This is a genomic window from Nostoc sp. MG11 (assembly GCF_014904695.1).
Lineage (GTDB): Bacteria > Cyanobacteriota > Cyanobacteriia > Cyanobacteriales > Nostocaceae > Komarekiella.
Genome location: NZ_JACXXN010000021.1, coordinates 1 through 16,534 on the forward strand (window position 1 = coordinate 1; position 16,534 = coordinate 16,534).

The window sequence follows — 16,534 nt, forward strand, 5'->3', positions numbered from 1 at the left end:
TGATGATATGGTTAGCTCCAGCTATACGCAGCGGTTCAGCAAAATCGGGGTGGCGCATCCGAGTCAGAAGATGGGGAACGCCGTAGTGCTTAGCAAGGGTTACCATGGCCAAATTTAAAGCATCACTTCTCAGGACAGCCGCCAACGAGCCTGCTTTGCGAATCCCAGCATCTAGTAAGACTTCTGTACTCACAGCACTGCCTTCAAAAGCCATTGCCCCCACTTGTTCACGGGCATAGCGGCAAGCGGTAGGATCGATGTCAATAACGGCAACTGTATGCCCTAATTCTACCAATTTCTGGGCCAAACTTAAGCCCACTAAGCCTGCTCCGCCAATTAGTACGTACATGGCTATTCTTAATGTTTGACTTCCTATTTCAGTTTACAGGTTTAGCAAGAGAGTGAAGTTGTAGCAGTGAATAGTTTAGACTTTCCAACTGTTCACCTCGTAGGAATGTCAAAAACGCGCCATTCCTGAATACCCCAACGCTTAAGAATAGGTTCGGCTTGACGGATATCCTCTTCTGTGGTTTCTATTGTCATTAAATAATTGCCTTGGGATACTCGGTCGTTATAAAGCTGGGCGGCTTCTTCGGGAAGAAACCAACCTCGTAGTGCGCCAATAAGTCCGCCAGCAGCCGCACTAGCTCCACTTCCCAAAAGGGTAGCTAAAATAGACTCTGCTGCTAACGCCGGGCCAAAACCAGGAATCAGCAAAATACCCAGACCTGCAACCAAGGTAAGTAAACCTCCCGTCCTAGCACCTGCTAATCCACCCGCCCTAGCACCTTCAGCAGGAGTGATAGTATCACTTGTGTCGGAACTGTCAAGTTGCTCATCGATCTGGGGTTTTTTAGTGATTACAGAAATCTTATTCATCGGAAAGCCACTACTTCTAAGCTCATCGAGCGCCTGTAGTGCAATATTACGGCTGTGAAATATACCAATAGCGTGTTGGAGTTGACCAGAAGCCATTTTGCCTCCCAATATTGATGAACCTACAAAGCAACAAATCCTTTGGTAGAGACGTTGCATTGCAACGTCTCTACATGGTCTATCTGTCACATTCTTTTTGTAAATTGTTATTACTAACAAATGTGACCAGAAAGTGATGGCACTTGTGAGCAGTTAGGCTTGTTTGTAGTGGGCGATTTCTCGCCTATATAAAGTTTTCAAGAGCTAGAGCCGCTTACTACTAGCTCCGATTTAGTTAAGCCCTTCTACTTATCATCAACGCAGACAACATAATTATTTCAGCACAGGTAGGATCAATTGTAATTTTTGAATTGGGATTTTTCGAGCAACTCTTTAACTTGACCAGCTACAAGCGGATGTGGATCGTCTTGTAACTGGGGTAGGATTTCTAAAAGAATGCGATGTGAAACCATGTTTAGATATGCGATCGCAGCCTCTCTGACAAAGCCAGTTGGATGACGCAAAGCTGCCAAAATCTCAGGACTTGTCAGTCGCATACGAGTAATTTGAGCAAAATGAAAACAGCAAGCTAAGCACCAATCAGAAAGCAAATTACTCAACAATAGTAATTTGTGGAGGCGATCGCTCACTAACATATTTTCGTAGATCACAACTTTGGCTTCTATAAGATGTTGCAGTTTTTCTTGCTGCGATCGGTTATCTAAAATATTCAACAACAGGGATTTGGAAGGCAAAGTTACAGTGTGTTCTAAGATTTCTAATCCCCGTGCTAAGTTTACTCCTGATTGCGATCGCAGATTGAACGCCGCCGCCTGCATTTTATCTGGAGAGTAAAGCAGTTTCAATAACAACAGCAACCGCTCTTTGACATCCAATTCTAATTCTAGCAGCGCCCGTTGTAGTAACTCACAAACAGTCAAAATCCTCTTGCTTAATTGATCATATTCTAGAGGGTCTATTGTTTTGAAATCTACATAAGCGGCGTAAATCTCACCTAAAAATCGTAATTCCTGCTCAATTAAATTTTCTACCCTACTCTCATAAAACCGATCAACTAAACCTGCAATTCCTGGTTGTTTTTGGATTTTTAGCAAGCTACGAAGAATATGATCCCTGGTAGTACCCCAAGATGTTTCCAAGTTTTGCCATAAAGACTCCATCGCTTCTTGAGTACCGATCTGACCAATGGTACGCCAAGCATACATCCGCACTACTTCTGGTTTGTAAATATCAGTAGCCACCTGCAACAGCATCTCTAGAGCTTCATTCTCCAGTCGTACTAAAGCTAACATTGCTGTACTGCGGGTTGACTTGTAGTAAAGTGCTGCAATTAGTGCCGAATAGTATTCTTCTGAATGAGTTGCTGCAATCATTTCCAAGACAGCACACCGCACCCGTAAAGACTCATCCTGTAACAAATTCGGAATGTGAATCCGCAACGCTTGCAAATAAATCGCTTCTCTGAGCGCTCTAACTCCATTCACCCGTTCCCATTCTCGCTTATGAGTCAGCATTCGGCGCATGGTTTTTGTAGCTGCAACTTTTTGCATTGGCGTTCCCTGGCGCAAAACTAAAGCGGCGGCGGTAGCGCGGATGAGTGAGTTTTGGCGGGGGTGCAAGTATTCTTCTAGCAGGCTTAAATTGGGATTTGGTTCAGCCAGCCAAACGTAGCGCAGCGCTAGAGCAAAAACTTCAGGAGTAGTTGCTTCTGGTTGTTCTAACAAGGGGCGGATGGCGGGTAAATAAGCAGGATTTGCACCTCCTATCAACATCACCTCCAAACTTTGGCATTGCAAATCTGGAGGTAACTTGACTAGCAGTGGTGCTAAAACTTCTGCCGCGCCTGGGGAATCAATTTGAGCTAAAAGTTCAATGCAAGAGCGTTTATCTGCCTCGCTACCTTTTTCTCCTAAAGCTTTGACTACGCCCTGCTTGAAGAATCGTAAGCCCACATTGGCTGCACTCAGGTGTCCCCGGGCCACACTTAAGACTAACAGGTCAACATAGCGCGATCGCAACTCCCAAACTACTTTCAAACAAGCACCAGCTACCACCATTGTTTCCCCTACTAACACCCACTTTTGTAGCGGTACTGGTACAAATCGACCACCAAGCAACAAAGTCGCAAAAATTACCAATCCTGTCAAACCAGTAGCGATCGCTTCCGCAGTTCCGCCAGATAATGTCTGCATTCTGCTGCGAATCGCCTCTGGGATCGGTTGGTATAGTACTGGGCCACTACTCATGACAAAGGTGTAACGCAAAAGTTCATCGCAGAATTTGAGAATTATCAGACCCCAGAAAAAGCTCTGCGATTGCATTGCGGGAACTAAATTCAAGAATAGCAGCACCGCTGGTAATAAAAAACCTACAGTGATAGGTAAAAGCGTGGCGGTGAAAAAGACCCCCATCCGTTCGATGAGTCGGCTAGAAATAAACCACTGCGTCAATAACTCACACAGTCCTAGCATCCCACCAAATAGTCCTAAGAAACTGGCGAGTTCGCGATCGCCCAAATTGGACTGAAGTTCGCGCAAATACTGAAAATCTATTAACAACCCAATGACTTGTAACAGACCCACAAAAGCAAACAATTGCCAGACATAGCGCTTTAGCGGACTTTTAACAAAACGCTGTCGTGAGGCTTGTTCTTCAGGAACTAGTCTTTGGGGAGTTTCGGGAAAAGCTGCTCGATAGTGATGAGTTAAATAGAATAAAATCCCCGATCCCAACAGAATCATTACGCAGCCAATGAGGATGACGTTATTCAACTTGGCAAATTGCACCAGCCAAGGCAAACTAAAGCCGCTGATCACATCAGCGATCAATAAACCACTACTAACCAGTGGGTAAGTACGCTTAATTTCCCGAATGTTAAATAGTTGATTAGCAACGATGGACGTGTTGAGGTCATTGACCACATAAAGTGCATCTACCCACAGCCGCAGCAGAAATATTGAAATAACTGCTAAGTATGAAACATGGTTTCCCCAGTGTAATAAAACCAATAAAACTAATGGCGTCACCATGCAAGGTGCGATCGCCACAATTACCCGGCGTAAGGGGAAAATCCTTTGCAGCCAAGAATATAAAAAAACCAGTCCTGCACCTAACCCGGCACTGGCAATATACATCCAAGGCAATAAGTCTGTTCCATATTCGTCTAAAAACAGCGCGACTGTACTGTCCTCGGCCCACCGCAATCCTACAGATACAGTTGTATAAAAAGCAAACATCATCCAAGTTCGTTCGCTCTCCTCTGGTCGGAGATTTACCCACTGTAACAGTCGTGGTAGAACACCTCTATTTGCAGTCAACCAGTCATTTTTCAGTTCCATGCAGTTTTAGTTTCTGGTATCGTCACCGCGCAACAGGGAAGTAAGGAGTAGGGGCTGTGGAAGTACAATTATTCTTGCCCTTCATCTCCCTCATCTCCTGGACATAGCAAAAGTCCTGAGTAACTGAGTATTATGTTTCCCACTCAGCCATCAGGACTATCGATTTCAGATAAATAAACCCAGAAACCAAGAACTAGTAGTCAAAATTAGAGAAATCCCTCTAACTCTGTAGAGACGCGTAGACACTCGAAAAGCGGTGAGGGGGTCGCAGTCTTCTCTACGAGAGGCTTTTTTTACCAAGGCGGTTCCCGTCGTTAGCGCAGCGTTAGCGAGTCTTCGAGCATCACCCCCGAACCCATACTCCTGCTACGCGTAGTGTCTCCTACAGGAGAAAGGCTTCCGGTAAGAGTATAATCACGCTCTACTCCTGCTATCTCCTATCAAGTTGAATTACGAATAACGTAGCTTGCTTCTCGCCGGAGGCGAATATTATGAATTATGAATTACAAAATAATCCCCTGACTTATAGCCAGAGGATTATCAAACTTCGTCTATTAAACAGTTAGAGGATTATTTTTTGGGCGAGATCAGCATCATCATATTTCGCCCTTCTTTTTTAGGCGCTTGCTGAACTTCACCAAATGGCTCTAAATCCGTTGCCATTCGCTTGAGCAAATCTTCTGCTAGGTCACTGTGTTGAATTTCTCGACCCCGGAACATCACAGTAGCTTTGACTTTATCACCATCTTTCAAAAAGCGCTCTGCTTGCTTAACACGCACATTGTAGTCGTGTTCTTCTATCTTGTAGCGCATCTTAACTTCTTTAACATCAGCTGTGTGCTGCTTTTTCCGGGCTTCCCGCGCCTTTTTCTCCTGCTCAAACTTGTATTTCCCGTAATCCATAATCCGGCAAACCGGCGGATCAGCCTTGTCACTGAGTAGCACCAAATCTAGTTCTTTTTCTTCAGCTAGTTGTAGTGCTTCCTGTGGGGGCATAATTCCCAGCTGGGCGCCATCAGTGTCAATGACCCGAATTTTCGGGAAGCGAATCCGTTCGTTAATTTGTGGCAGATCGCGAGTTCGTTTTTTCTCAATCACAGGCATTATGATTTGTGGGAGCTCTTAATGAAGGATTTGGCGTGGTCTTGATTGGTATGCCTCAGAGGCAAAATACTGGAATAACTAAGGTTTGAACACATAGTCTCTGATTCTAGGGTAACTAATCCATAAAGTAGTTGCGTCGTTGTATTTGTCATTCTACTCACTCTGAGAGAATTTCTCTGCAATAGTTAATCTAAATTACACAACTTAGGGCAATATTAAGTATTGTTACAATTTACCAATACTTTGTTTATTGTGTAGTCGGATTAACAAGCATATCTCCAAAATAACAAGGTTAGATATACAAGACGTTTATAAAAACCAATACAATATATTGTATTACACAGAAATACTAGTAGTGTTTGTAGTCAATAACTCTTGATGAATGTACTTAGAGCAGATGTGGTAGCTGTCTTTTACAAGTAGACAATGGTTACAACTTCTCCAGCCTTGGCACTAAAGATTTGCAATTAAACTCTTATATTGGAAGTAATGGTGTTTCAAAGCTAATGAATTGGAGGGATTGTGACTACTGCGGTACATTGGCAGGAGCGGGTTGGTAATCAGAGGGATTGGGTTTGGCGGGGTTGGCAAACTCGTTACACTTTTATTAGACCTACCCAAAATTACCATCAGACAACACCTTTAATCTTGCTACATGGCTTTGGTGCATCCATTGGGCATTGGCGACATAATTTAGAGGTTTTGGGTGAGCATCACACGGTTTATGCTCTAGACATGCTGGGTTTTGGCGCTTCTGAAAAAGCCCCGGTCAATTACAGCATAGAACTTTGGGTAGAGCAAGTTCACGACTTTTGGAAAACATTTATCCGTGAACCTGCGATATTAATTGGTAATTCTAATGGTTCGTTGATTTCCATGGCCGCCGCTGCCACCTATCCAGACATGGTGCAAGGTATGGTAATGATGAGTTTACCCGATCCGTCGTTAGAGCAAGAAGCGATCGCGCCCATACTGCGGCCACTTGTCAGAACCATTAAAAATATAGTTGCTTCTCCGTTGATACTGAAGCCTATATTTAACTTTGTGCGTCGTCCAGGTGTGCTACGCCGTTGGGCAAGTCTTGCTTATGCTAACCCAGAAGCAATCACCGATGAACTCATAGATATTTTAGCTGGGCCACCCCAAGACCGGGGTTCTGCCCGTGCTTTTAGTGCTTTGTTTAAAGCTGCGATCGGTATTAATTTTAGTCCTAGCGTCAAGACAGTATTACCAACTTTAAAAATTCCGATGCTCTTAATTTGGGGACAAAAAGATCGTTTTGTTCCCCCAGCACTTGCTAGCCAATTTGCTCAATACAACGAGAAATTGGAATTGCTAAATCTAGAGGATGTGGGGCATTGTCCCCACGATGAATGCCCAGAAGAAGTTAACCGAGCTATTTTAGATTGGATTCAGAGATGGGCTGGCGATCGCTAATAGTTAGTTGCTACCTAAATATCCTTAAATTGGATTAATACGTTCAACAACCAGCACTAACCAATCGTCGTTTGATTAGTATCAACATCCGTAGCACCACTTACAGAACGGGCAACAGAAATCATTTTGTTAAGAATTTCCTGACTAGGAACTTTACCTTTCAATACTACAGTGCTGCCTGTCTGAGCTACCCAGAGGCTATCAACATCATCTAGTTGAGGGTCTTGATCGAATGCCAAGGCTACCCGCTTTGCCAACCCACTTTGGTCATACTCACCATTTAATCCCAGACGTTCTAGGGGAGTTGATTGAGTAGCAGTAGGGGCATTAGTAGAAGTTTGCTGTACTTGTGGAGCTGGATTTACTTCTGCATTTTGAGGCTTTTCCATTCCAAATAGTCTTTTTAACCAACCCATAAATACTTTGCTCCTGTTGAAGGTTTGTCAAATGTAAGTATAAATGCTTTATGCAAGTCCGGCATCTGCCAATAAAAAGATATGCACTCAGGAATATTTCTACTTATGGCATGATTTTTGCACAATTTTTTTTTAGGACTGCAATGAGTGTAGCTATTAAGTTTAAAATAGAAGGTCGCATTTACAATTTAATGCGGCAGTACGTCTAGCGCAGCCGTTAGCTAGTGTCTGCGTGATCAAATCCTGCTCTAGCCTTTGTTGGCGACGATGAAACATACTCTTTCAGTTCTCGTAGAAGATGAGGCGGGTGTTCTTTCCCGAATCTCTAGTTTATTTGCCCGTCGTGGTTTTAATATTGAAAGCCTCGCTGTTGGCCCGGCTGAACAGGGAGGAGTTTCCCGCATTACGATGGTTGTACCCGGTGACGATCGCGTAATCGAGCAATTAACCAAGCAGCTATACAAGTTGGTCAACGTTCTCAAAGTACAAGACATTACCGAGACTCCCTGCGTAGAGCGGGAATTGATGCTGTTGAAGGTGAATGCCACTAGCAGCAATCGCTCAGAAGTGATCGAATTGTCTCAGATTTTCCGGGCGCGTGTCGTAGACGTGGCGGAAGATTCTCTTACCTTGGAAGTTGTCGGAGATCCAGGTAAAATGGTGGCGATCGTGCAGGTGCTACAAAAATTTGGTTTAAGGGAAGTCGCCCGCACGGGCAAAATTGCCCTGACTCGTGAATCGGGTGTGAATACTGAATTACTTAAGTCTCTAGAAGCAAAAGTTTAGTGGAAAGAGTTTGGCAAAGGTTAGCCCTTTCAAGGTGTAATTTATTTCCTTAGTGCCTTAGTGCCTTCGTGGTTTAAAAATTGACTTTGAACCACTAAGACACTAAGGTAAAAAGCTTATTTTTAACTCCTCAAACAAGAGCGGATTGCTGGTAGTTGAGAACTGTGATCAAACTTTTGCCAAAGTGGCATGACTAAAGTGGCAAAAAATTGGTACAAGATAAATGGACAAATATTTAATACTGCTAACTACCAAAATAAACGAATCTGAGTTAGCTAAAAGTACCGATTTTTTAATTGTATCAATTGCCTAGGATGATATTGAATGTACAGATTCGTGGGATTTTTGTAGTAGGCTGCGATTATCTAAATATTAATTGCTACTCACCAATCACTCATTACTAAACTTTTAACTACATCTTAAGTCTGAGTCAAAAGAGAATTAATCAAAGTTTATAAAAACTGGTTCTTAGCAGAAGAACTTTTTAACAAATGCAGTATGACAAAGTATTAACACTGCGCCACAATTTGTCGTGGGCATTTATTGGCAATGCAGTCTATGCAGCTTGTCAGTGGGGGATGCTTGTAGTGTTGGCTAAACTTGGTAGTCCTGAAATGGTGGGGCAATTTGCCTTGGGTTTAGCAGTAGGAACACCCATAATCATGTTGACAAATCTGCAACTACGATCTGTTCAAGCAACAGATACTAGAAAACAGTATAGTTTTAGCGATTATCTGGCGCTGAGGTTAATATCGACAACGCTGGCACTTGTGGTTATCGCAGTTATTAGTTTATTAGGAGGATATGGGTGGGAAACATCTTTAGTTATCTTCCTAGTTGGTCTAGCCAAAGCGTTGGAATCTATTAGTGATATATTTTATGGGTTACAGCAATACAAAGGCACGAATTGTATTGCTGTGTCACTGATGATTAAAGGTTTTCTATCGCTGCTACTTCTGAGCATTGGCGTATATCAATCTGGCAATATTTTATGGGGAGTAACGGGGTTAGTATTTGCTGGGGCTGTGGTGCTAGTTGGTTACGACATTCGTAATGGTGTTTTGCTACTTAAGCATTTGTCAAAACTACAACCGCGTTGGCATCGGCCAATCCTACTCAAGTTGGTATGGCTCTGTTTGCCTTTGGGATTTGTGATGATGCTAGTCTCACTTAATCACAACATTCCTCGCTACTTTATTGAGCGATATTTGGGCGTGGAGCAACTTGGAATTTTTGCAGCCGTAGCTTACTTGATGGTGATAGGAGGGATGTTAGTGAATCTTCTAGGAGAGTCAGCTAGTCACCAGTTAGCTAAATATTATGCCGCAGGAGATGCGATCGCTTTTCGCACCCTCTTGCTGAAGTTGGTAGGAATGGCTGCTTTGTTGGGTGTCACAGGTGTTTTGGTAGCTGTTGTTGATGGACGGCAGATTTTAACTGTTCTGTATCGGCCTGAATATGGCGAACAAGCAAATTTGTTTGTCTGGTTGATGGTTGCAGCAGGAATTAGCTATGTATCGTCCTCATTAGGCTATGGAATGGCAGCAGCTAAGTACTTTTGCATCCAAATACTTTTATTTGCTGTGGTGGCAATTATCTTACCCATCGCTTGTATCTGGTTGCTACCTCAGATGAAATTGCTAGGAGCTGCGATCGCTTTAATTATTGCAGCTACAGTACAAGCTGTGATCAGTTTGGGCGTGATTCTTCACAGCCTACACAAGCTCGATTCCAAAAACCTGAATCCATCCACAAAACTCACCTGAAAGTTAGAGAAAATACATTACGCTATTTCTCGCAGTTTGAGTATAAATGATCGCAAATATTGCGATTAATAGCATTTCTTTAAGAATCCACCAAATTTTTACCAAAAAGCTTCTATTTCGTAAATAATATTGGCAATTATTTGAGTTGTTAAATTTATTCTTCCAAATGCTTCTTTGGGCAAGTATACAGGAAGAACTTGCTGAGTTTCCAGTTGCTTGGTGGAGGAAATAGGCTCTCAAAAAATTTGTTAGCGGTTTTATTTCGTACTGAGGCGAGAGTTCCGCAGGTTTGTGCTGCTGCAATAGACTTCTTGCATAAGTCAGGAAAAGCTGAAAGGAATTGTATTTTTCCTTTCCCACAAGAGTGCAAAGGCAATGGATGCAAGAAGTCTAATACTTAAACACATGGGATTTATGAATTTTCATACTTGCCTGTTCATATAAAAGGAGCGTTTTATGCCTGTCACACCTACCTATCCTGGCGTTTATATTGAGGAAATTCCCAGTGGCGTTCGTACCATTACGGGGGTTTCAACTTCTATTACTGCTTTTATTGGATTTGCTCTTAAAGGATCAACTAATGATCCCATCCGAATTCAAAGCTTCGGTGATTATGAACGCCAGTTTGGGAAGTTGACACTTAACAGCACTATGGGCTATGCCGTTCAGCAGTTTTTCCTGAATGGAGGGACTGACGCCCTGATTGTGCGCCTGTCTGCAAAAACCAGAGCAACCACTGAACTCGAAGCTGCTGATAAAAGCTTGATTTTGGAGGCAATAGAACCTGGGAGAGAGGGCGATCGCTTAACTGCAACTGTCAACTATACTGATGTAGTTGACGACAATAACTTCAACTTAATCATCAAAAAAGGTGAAAAGACGGTTGAAGAATTAAAAAACGTTAAGTTCGATCAAGTTGCCGGGAAACTATCGAAATCTGTGCGCTTACTCAGCAGCACACTCACTCAGCGCCCTGACGAAATTGAAAACCAAGCCTTTACAGGTGGTACAGACGGAGGAGTCGAGGCTCAGGTTAGCTTACCCACGAGTAATGAAGCTAACGCTCCAGCACTCGTCTTAAATGCCTCTAGCGAAGGAGCCTGGGGGAATGACCTGAAGGTTGTTGTTGACCATGATACGGCTGATGAATCCAGTACACCCGAAGCGAAAAAAACGTTTAACGTAACGATTACATATATTGACGGTGAGCAAAGAACGAGTGAGAAACTCCGCAACCTTTCCATAGACAAAACTTCGCCTCGCTACGTCGTCGAAGTTTTCAAAACTCAATCCTTCTTTGCGCGTGTTGATGAAGATAATATTCCAGCGGTTCGTCCTCAACCCAGCGACAATGAAGACGGAAGTTCCTTTAGTGGCGGACAGGATAGCAATGAACCGCCCACCAATGACAACCTCTACACCGGTAGCAAGTCTGAAAAGACAGGTATTTATGCGTTAGAAAAAGCAGACTTGTTTAATTTACTCTGCATTCCACCTGTTAATCGTGAAATCGACATTTCGCCAGGAACTTGGGCTACAGCACTTCAGTATTGCTTTGAGCGCCGTGCCATGCTAATTGTCGATCCTCCTCTGGAGTGGACAAGCAAAGATGCGGTGATTAGAAATCTGAACAACCCTCAAGACTCTCTGCTAGCAGCCTTGGGCAAAAATAAGAACTATGCAGCCCTGTTTTTTCCCAGAGTGAAACTGGCAGATCCGTTGAAGGAAAATCGCCTAGAAACATTTGTACCTTGCGGGGTGATTGCTGGAACCTTTGCACGTACCGACGCTCAACGCGGTGTTTGGAAAGCACCTGCTGGAATCGACACAAGTTTGTCAGGCGTGCGAGGACTCACTGTGAGTTTGACTGATGGTGAAAATGGTCAACTAAATCCTTTGGGAATCAATTGTCTGCGATTCTTCCCAGTCTATGGCAACGTGGTTTGGGGTTCACGGACATTGGAAGGAGACGATCGCCTCGCATCGGAGTGGAAATACATCCCTGTGCGGCGGCTGGCGTTATTTCTGGAAGAAAGCCTTTACCGGGGCACTCAATGGGTGGTATTTGAACCCAATGATGAGCCGCTGTGGTCACAAATTCGCCTGAACCTTGGGGCGTTTATGAACAACCTTTTCCGCCAGGGCGCATTTCAAGGAAAAACGCCAAGAGAAGCCTATTTCGTGAAATGCGACAAAGAAACAACCACACAAAACGACATTGATCGCGGCATCGTCAACATCATCGTCGGTTTTGCACCGCTGAAGCCTGCGGAGTTTGTGATCATCAAGTTTCAGCAAATTGCTGGTCAGCTCGTCACTTAAATCAGTGAACAGTCCTAACGGCGCATCGTGGGGTGAAACCCAGTAATAAAACTGATAACTGTTAAAGGAGGATGTGATGGCTCAGTTTAGTGTCAATGCTCAACGATTTGACCCATATAAAAACTTTAAATTTCGGGTGAAGTGGGAAGGTAAATATGTGGCGGGTGTGAGTAAAGTAGGAGCGCTCAAGCGATCAACCGAAGTGGTAACGCACCGAGAAGGTGGTGATCCCAGTAGCCCGCGTCACTCGCCCGGACAGAGCAAATACGAACCGATCATGTTAGAACGGGGCGTAACCCACGATAGGGACTTTGAACAGTGGGCAAATAAGATTTGGAACTACGGTTCTGGGTTAGGAGCAGAGGTATCGCTCAAAGACTTCCGCAAAGATATCATTATCGAGTTGTATAACGAGGCAGGACAGTTAGCGATCGCCTACAAGGTATTTCGCTGCTGGGTATCAGAATTCACCGCTCTCCCAGAACTCGATGCCAACGCCAACGCTGTTGCTATCCAGAGTATCCAACTGCAAAACGAAGGCTGGGAGCGAGATTATGAAGTAACAGAACCTACCGAACCGAGTTTCTTGGAACCGTCGTAGAAAGAAGGAGGGGCAGTGTTTCGGCTACGCGGCAGTTGGGCGCTAGAGCATCGATTCAGTAATCGCAAAAACCCGATTTCTCTTCGGTAAAACGACCAACTATCGTTGACTGTAGAGACGTTGTTATGCAATGTCTCTACGAAATAATCGGTTTTTCTCGCCCCTATTTTGAATACTGAATCGGTGTTCTAGGGCTGAGCGTAGCCGTTGGCGCAGCCTCTCGTAGAGAAGCGTAGTCGAAACCCAACAATTGGTGCGGAGGAGCGGAGGAGATATATTTTAGAATGCAACAATGAGTCCTTTGATACTCGCAAACGAGTCTTTGATACTCGCGAACGAGCCTTTGATACTCGCGAACGAGTCTTTGATACTCGCAAACCCTGCCCCCTGCTCCTCCGCCCCCCACCCCTCACCATGCGTCTCCTCTCTGCCAATCAGATTCTTCAAATTTGGGAAATTGGGCAAGCTCAGCATCCTTTAGATCGGGCGCTGACGTTGTTATCTTTTGCGTTACCTGAGCGATCGCTGGATGATTTAGCACAGTTCAGCATTGGGCAACGGGATGCGCTGCTATTAACGCTGCGAGAGATGATGTTTGGCTCAGTAATGGATGGATTTGCAGTGTGTCCGCAATGTGGTGAACAGCTAGAATTTACGCTGAAAGTGCCGGAACTGCGGATTGTCGAGCCAATGTTGACAATTAAGCCAGAGTACGCATTTTCCATAGAGGACTACACACTACAGTTTCGCCTGCCCAATAGTCGAGATTTGGCGGCAGTAGTACGCTGTCCTGATTTAATAACAGCTCATCAACTTTTGGCGCAGCGTTGTATCCAACAGGTTAGCCTGAGTGGGGAAATAGTGAAGACTGATATGCTGCCGGATACAGTATTAAACCAGTTGGGACAATATATGGCAGATTGTGACCCACAGGCGGAATTACTGCTAGATCTTACCTGTCCTGCTTGTAATCACCGCTGGCAGGTATTGTTTGATATCGTCTCGTTTTTCTGTACAGAACTAAGCGTTCAAGCGAAGCGGCTACTGCGGGAAGTCCATACTTTGGCACGCTGCTACGGCTGGCGTGAATCCGATATTTTATCCATGAGTCCGATGCGGCGACAATTTTATCTTGATCTGGTGAGCAGATGACAGACTTTCTAACACGACTAGCAGCACGCACGTTGGAGCTAATGCCGATGGTACAGCCCCAAATCGCGCCGATATATGCGGTGGGGGATGGGGAATGGGGCATGGGGAAGAGTTACGAAACAGAAGATTCAGAGCAGTCTGCTGCTATAGAGAGGACAGAACAAAGACAGAATCCGGCGTTAGCGATCGCCCGGCTCCCTCGCCTCACAACCCAACCTACATCCAATCCCATTGGTGAATTGCATTTGTTGGAGGTTTCTCAGGACATATCTCGAGCTATGGTGCAGGAAGAATTATCTGCCCCATTGCAGCCAGAGGATGTAAGGCAATCATTGCATCCTCCAGAAGTTTCTGCACCAATTGCACTGTCTACCCCAGACAAAGACGCTATTTCTCCATCATCCATCTATCCGGCAGTGCCACTTCCAGGGCCAGGGCGATCGCCCGAACCGCTTTCATCACCACAGTTGTTGGAAAAACCTCTCATCCCTGCTGTATCTGCAAAGGTGTCACAGCCTCAAGTCCCGGTGTTGTCACCACCACAGTTGTTGGAACAAGTTATCCCTGCTGCATCTGCAAAGGCTTCACAGCCTCAAGTCCCGGTGTTGTCACCACCACATTTGTTGGGACAAGTTATCCCTGCTGCATCTGCAAAGGCTTCACAGCCTCAAGTCCCCGTGCTGTCAGCGCCACCATCATCGGAATTGGTGACACCTGAAATGAATCGGTTGGTGCAGTTGAGACAGGCGCGGGTAACTAATGGAGAGGCAGACGAAGCGATCGCCCAGCCTGTGGAATTGCCAGTTGCTCAGTTGAATTTCTCTTTGGAAGATAGTACTGCTCTAGTTCAGCCAGTGCAATCCGCAGGTTTGAAGCAGTTACAAGAGGCTGCGGGATCTCAACCAACAATGGCGTGGAGTGACAGACGCATCGATGCAGCGCCATCTGTACCCACCATTCACATCAGTATCGGGCGGATTGAAGTGCGGGCAGTGTCGCCGCCTGCACCAACTCGTTCTCGCTCCGCTCCTGCTGCACCCCGATTATCACTAGAAGACTATCTGAAGTCTAAGGGAGGTTGAGATGAGTAACGCCCTTGCCATTGGTGCGGTAACTGCTGTAATTAAGAACTTGCTAGAAAACGGGCTGGTGCGACAAGGTATTGCTGCCAGTCTCGGAGACGCGCCCACTGTGACAGTAGTGTTGCCCAATTTGGACGGTACTAATGGGACGACGCCAGCGAAAGATCGGCTGAATCTGTTTCTGTATCAGACAACGTTCAATTCTGGCTGGCGTAACCTGGGTTTACCCACTCGTAACAGCAGTGGAGAGCGGGTGGCGAACCCTCCTCTAGCTCTTGATTTGCACTACTTGTTAACTGCTTATAGCCAGGAGGCGTTTCATGCCGAGATTATGCTCGGTTATGCGATGCAGTTATTCCACGAAACACCTGTATTAACACGGGATGTGATCCGCACCGCGTTGCAAAGTCTTGCCTCTAGCGAAAAACCAGCACTCAAATCGCTATCTGTGGTGGATCTAGCAGAGCAGGTGGAGCAAATCAAGATATCGCCACAGCCGATGAGTACAGAGGAAATGTCAAAGCTGTGGTCGGCAATTCAGACCCAGTATCGTCCGACAGCGGCTTATCATGTGTCCGTGGTATTGATTGAGTCCCAGCGCTCGCTCAAATCTGCCCTCCCCGTCCGAGAACGACGCCTACACGTACTGCCGCTACGCCAGTTGGTAATCACAGAAGTGCAACCGCAAATTGTCGCACCAGGCAATCTGCTGACGTTGCGGGGGCAAAACCTGATGGCTGAACGTGTACAGGTTAGTTTTGGCAGCGTTACGGTGGAGCCAATGAAGGTGGGCGATCGCGAAATTCAGGTGAATGTCCCTACTGGTTTACAAGCAGGCATCAGTACAGTACAAGTCTTGCATCTACTAGATTTGGGCGCACCATCGGGGCTGCATCGTGGCTTTGAGTCCAACGTTTTGCCTTTCGTTCTGCGTCCTCGAATTCTGCGGATAGAGGCTCCAGGAGGGATTATTGCAGGCAGAGTAGATATTCGAGTGACAGTGGAGCCAGTCATTGGCAAGGGGCAACGGGTAACGCTATTGCTGAACGAACAAAACAGTGACACTACCACCGCTTATACCGCTACTGTTGACAAATCTATTGAAGATACCAACATCATCACAATTCCGGTAGCGGGAGTGAAAGCGGGGCGTTATCTGGTAAGAATCCAAGTCGATGGCGCAGAAAGCCTACCGGAAGTAGACGACAATCTCTATTCTGGAGAGCCAGCGGTGGCGATCGCCTGCACCCAAAATTGCCTGCGCGTTACCCAAGACGACATCCAACTGACAACCACACTGGATGGAAATCTCCTGATCGTCGAGGGGATTGTGACTGTCAAAGACCAGACAGGCGCTTTATTACCAGATGTGAAAGTTGCGATCGCCTGGACACTACCAGATGGCTCCACCCGTACCGATACTGGCAATACTGTTGCGGATGGTACTGCCACTTTCCGCATTATTGGCATCCCAGGTACTTATACCCTAACTGTCACTAACCTCACGAAACTCGGTTTCTGTTTTGACCCACCCAAAGACACCACCCAGATTCCTCCCCGTCGAACGCTGCCGTTTAATAGCGTTACAGAGTGA

At 45.4% G+C, this 16,534-nt stretch carries 13 protein-coding genes; 8 read left to right on the forward strand and 5 right to left on the reverse strand.

The window, feature by feature from the left end:
- The 4 genes from HCR01_RS23810 to infC form a co-directional block, all read right to left on the reverse strand.
- Positions 1-349, reverse strand: a 349-nt coding sequence (locus HCR01_RS23810) for a potassium channel family protein (protein ID WP_193198572.1), incomplete at its 3' end; no start/stop codon positions are given.
- A gap of 92 nt (positions 350-441) precedes the next feature.
- A complete protein-coding gene (locus HCR01_RS23815; protein WP_320073166.1) occupies positions 442-1,065 on the reverse strand; it encodes a hypothetical protein in 624 nt (207 codons plus the stop codon).
- A gap of 203 nt (positions 1,066-1,268) precedes the next feature.
- The gene (locus HCR01_RS23820) at positions 1,269-4,274 is read right to left on the reverse strand and encodes an MFS transporter (RefSeq protein ID WP_193198573.1); all 3,006 of its coding nucleotides are present in this window, start codon (positions 4,272-4,274) and stop codon (positions 1,269-1,271) included.
- A 570-nt stretch (positions 4,275-4,844) separates the two neighbouring features.
- Positions 4,845-5,378, reverse strand: coding sequence for a translation initiation factor IF-3 (gene infC / locus HCR01_RS23825; protein ID WP_086687969.1), 534 nt, complete (start codon positions 5,376-5,378; stop codon positions 4,845-4,847).
- Between the two features lie 522 nt (positions 5,379-5,900).
- Here infC and HCR01_RS23830 point away from each other — a divergent pair.
- Positions 5,901-6,815: an alpha/beta fold hydrolase gene (locus HCR01_RS23830; protein WP_193198574.1), complete on the forward strand. Its 915-nt coding sequence runs from the start codon at positions 5,901-5,903 to the stop codon at positions 6,813-6,815.
- 56 nt (positions 6,816-6,871) lie between these two features.
- Here HCR01_RS23830 and HCR01_RS23835 read toward each other — a convergent pair whose 3' ends face one another.
- Positions 6,872-7,231, reverse strand: a complete 360-nt coding sequence (locus tag HCR01_RS23835; protein ID WP_193198575.1) for a BON domain-containing protein — start codon at positions 7,229-7,231, stop codon at positions 6,872-6,874.
- A 267-nt stretch (positions 7,232-7,498) separates the two neighbouring features.
- Between HCR01_RS23835 and ilvN the strand changes: the two genes are divergently transcribed.
- From ilvN to HCR01_RS23870, 7 genes are all read left to right on the forward strand, one after another.
- On the forward strand, positions 7,499-8,017 hold the full coding sequence (gene ilvN / locus HCR01_RS23840) for an acetolactate synthase small subunit (RefSeq protein WP_193198576.1): 519 nt from the start codon (positions 7,499-7,501) through the stop codon (positions 8,015-8,017).
- Between the two features lie 491 nt (positions 8,018-8,508).
- The gene (locus tag HCR01_RS23845) at positions 8,509-9,783 is read left to right on the forward strand and encodes a lipopolysaccharide biosynthesis protein (protein ID WP_193198577.1); all 1,275 of its coding nucleotides are present in this window, start codon (positions 8,509-8,511) and stop codon (positions 9,781-9,783) included.
- A 456-nt stretch (positions 9,784-10,239) separates the two neighbouring features.
- Positions 10,240-12,105, forward strand: coding sequence for a phage tail sheath C-terminal domain-containing protein (locus HCR01_RS23850; RefSeq protein ID WP_193198578.1), 1,866 nt, complete (start codon positions 10,240-10,242; stop codon positions 12,103-12,105).
- 76 nt (positions 12,106-12,181) lie between these two features.
- Positions 12,182-12,706 (forward strand): phage tail protein, encoded by a 525-nt coding sequence (locus HCR01_RS23855; RefSeq protein WP_162398893.1) that lies wholly within the window; start codon positions 12,182-12,184, stop codon positions 12,704-12,706.
- 207 nt (positions 12,707-12,913) lie between these two features.
- Positions 12,914-13,858, forward strand: coding sequence for a phage baseplate protein (locus HCR01_RS23860; RefSeq protein WP_226889581.1), 945 nt, complete (start codon positions 12,914-12,916; stop codon positions 13,856-13,858).
- Entirely contained in the window at positions 13,855-14,940 is a 1,086-nt protein-coding gene (locus HCR01_RS23865) for a hypothetical protein (protein WP_193198579.1), read from the forward strand. Before HCR01_RS23860 ends, HCR01_RS23865 begins: the two co-directional genes overlap by 4 nt.
- A 1-nt stretch (position 14,941) precedes the next feature.
- Positions 14,942-16,534 (forward strand): Pvc16 family protein, encoded by a 1,593-nt coding sequence (locus HCR01_RS23870; protein ID WP_193198580.1) that lies wholly within the window; start codon positions 14,942-14,944, stop codon positions 16,532-16,534.

Bases quoted from the DNA above. Each gene is read 5' to 3' on its own strand.
- HCR01_RS23820 (WP_193198573.1), bottom strand. From the start codon at position 4,274: ATGGAACTGAAAAATGACTGGTTGACTGCAAATAGAGGTGTTCTACCA.
- infC (WP_086687969.1), bottom strand. From the start codon at position 5,378: ATGCCTGTGATTGAGAAAAAACGAACTCGCGATCTGCCACAAATTAAC.
- HCR01_RS23835 (WP_193198575.1), bottom strand. From the start codon at position 7,231: ATGGGTTGGTTAAAAAGACTATTTGGAATGGAAAAGCCTCAAAATGCA.
- ilvN (WP_193198576.1), top strand. From the start codon at position 7,499: ATGAAACATACTCTTTCAGTTCTCGTAGAAGATGAGGCGGGTGTTCTT.
- HCR01_RS23845 (WP_193198577.1), top strand. From the start codon at position 8,509: ATGCAGTATGACAAAGTATTAACACTGCGCCACAATTTGTCGTGGGCA.
- HCR01_RS23850 (WP_193198578.1), top strand. From the start codon at position 10,240: ATGCCTGTCACACCTACCTATCCTGGCGTTTATATTGAGGAAATTCCC.
- HCR01_RS23855 (WP_162398893.1), top strand. From the start codon at position 12,182: ATGGCTCAGTTTAGTGTCAATGCTCAACGATTTGACCCATATAAAAAC.
- HCR01_RS23865 (WP_193198579.1), top strand. From the start codon at position 13,855: ATGACAGACTTTCTAACACGACTAGCAGCACGCACGTTGGAGCTAATG.
- HCR01_RS23870 (WP_193198580.1), top strand. From the start codon at position 14,942: ATGAGTAACGCCCTTGCCATTGGTGCGGTAACTGCTGTAATTAAGAAC.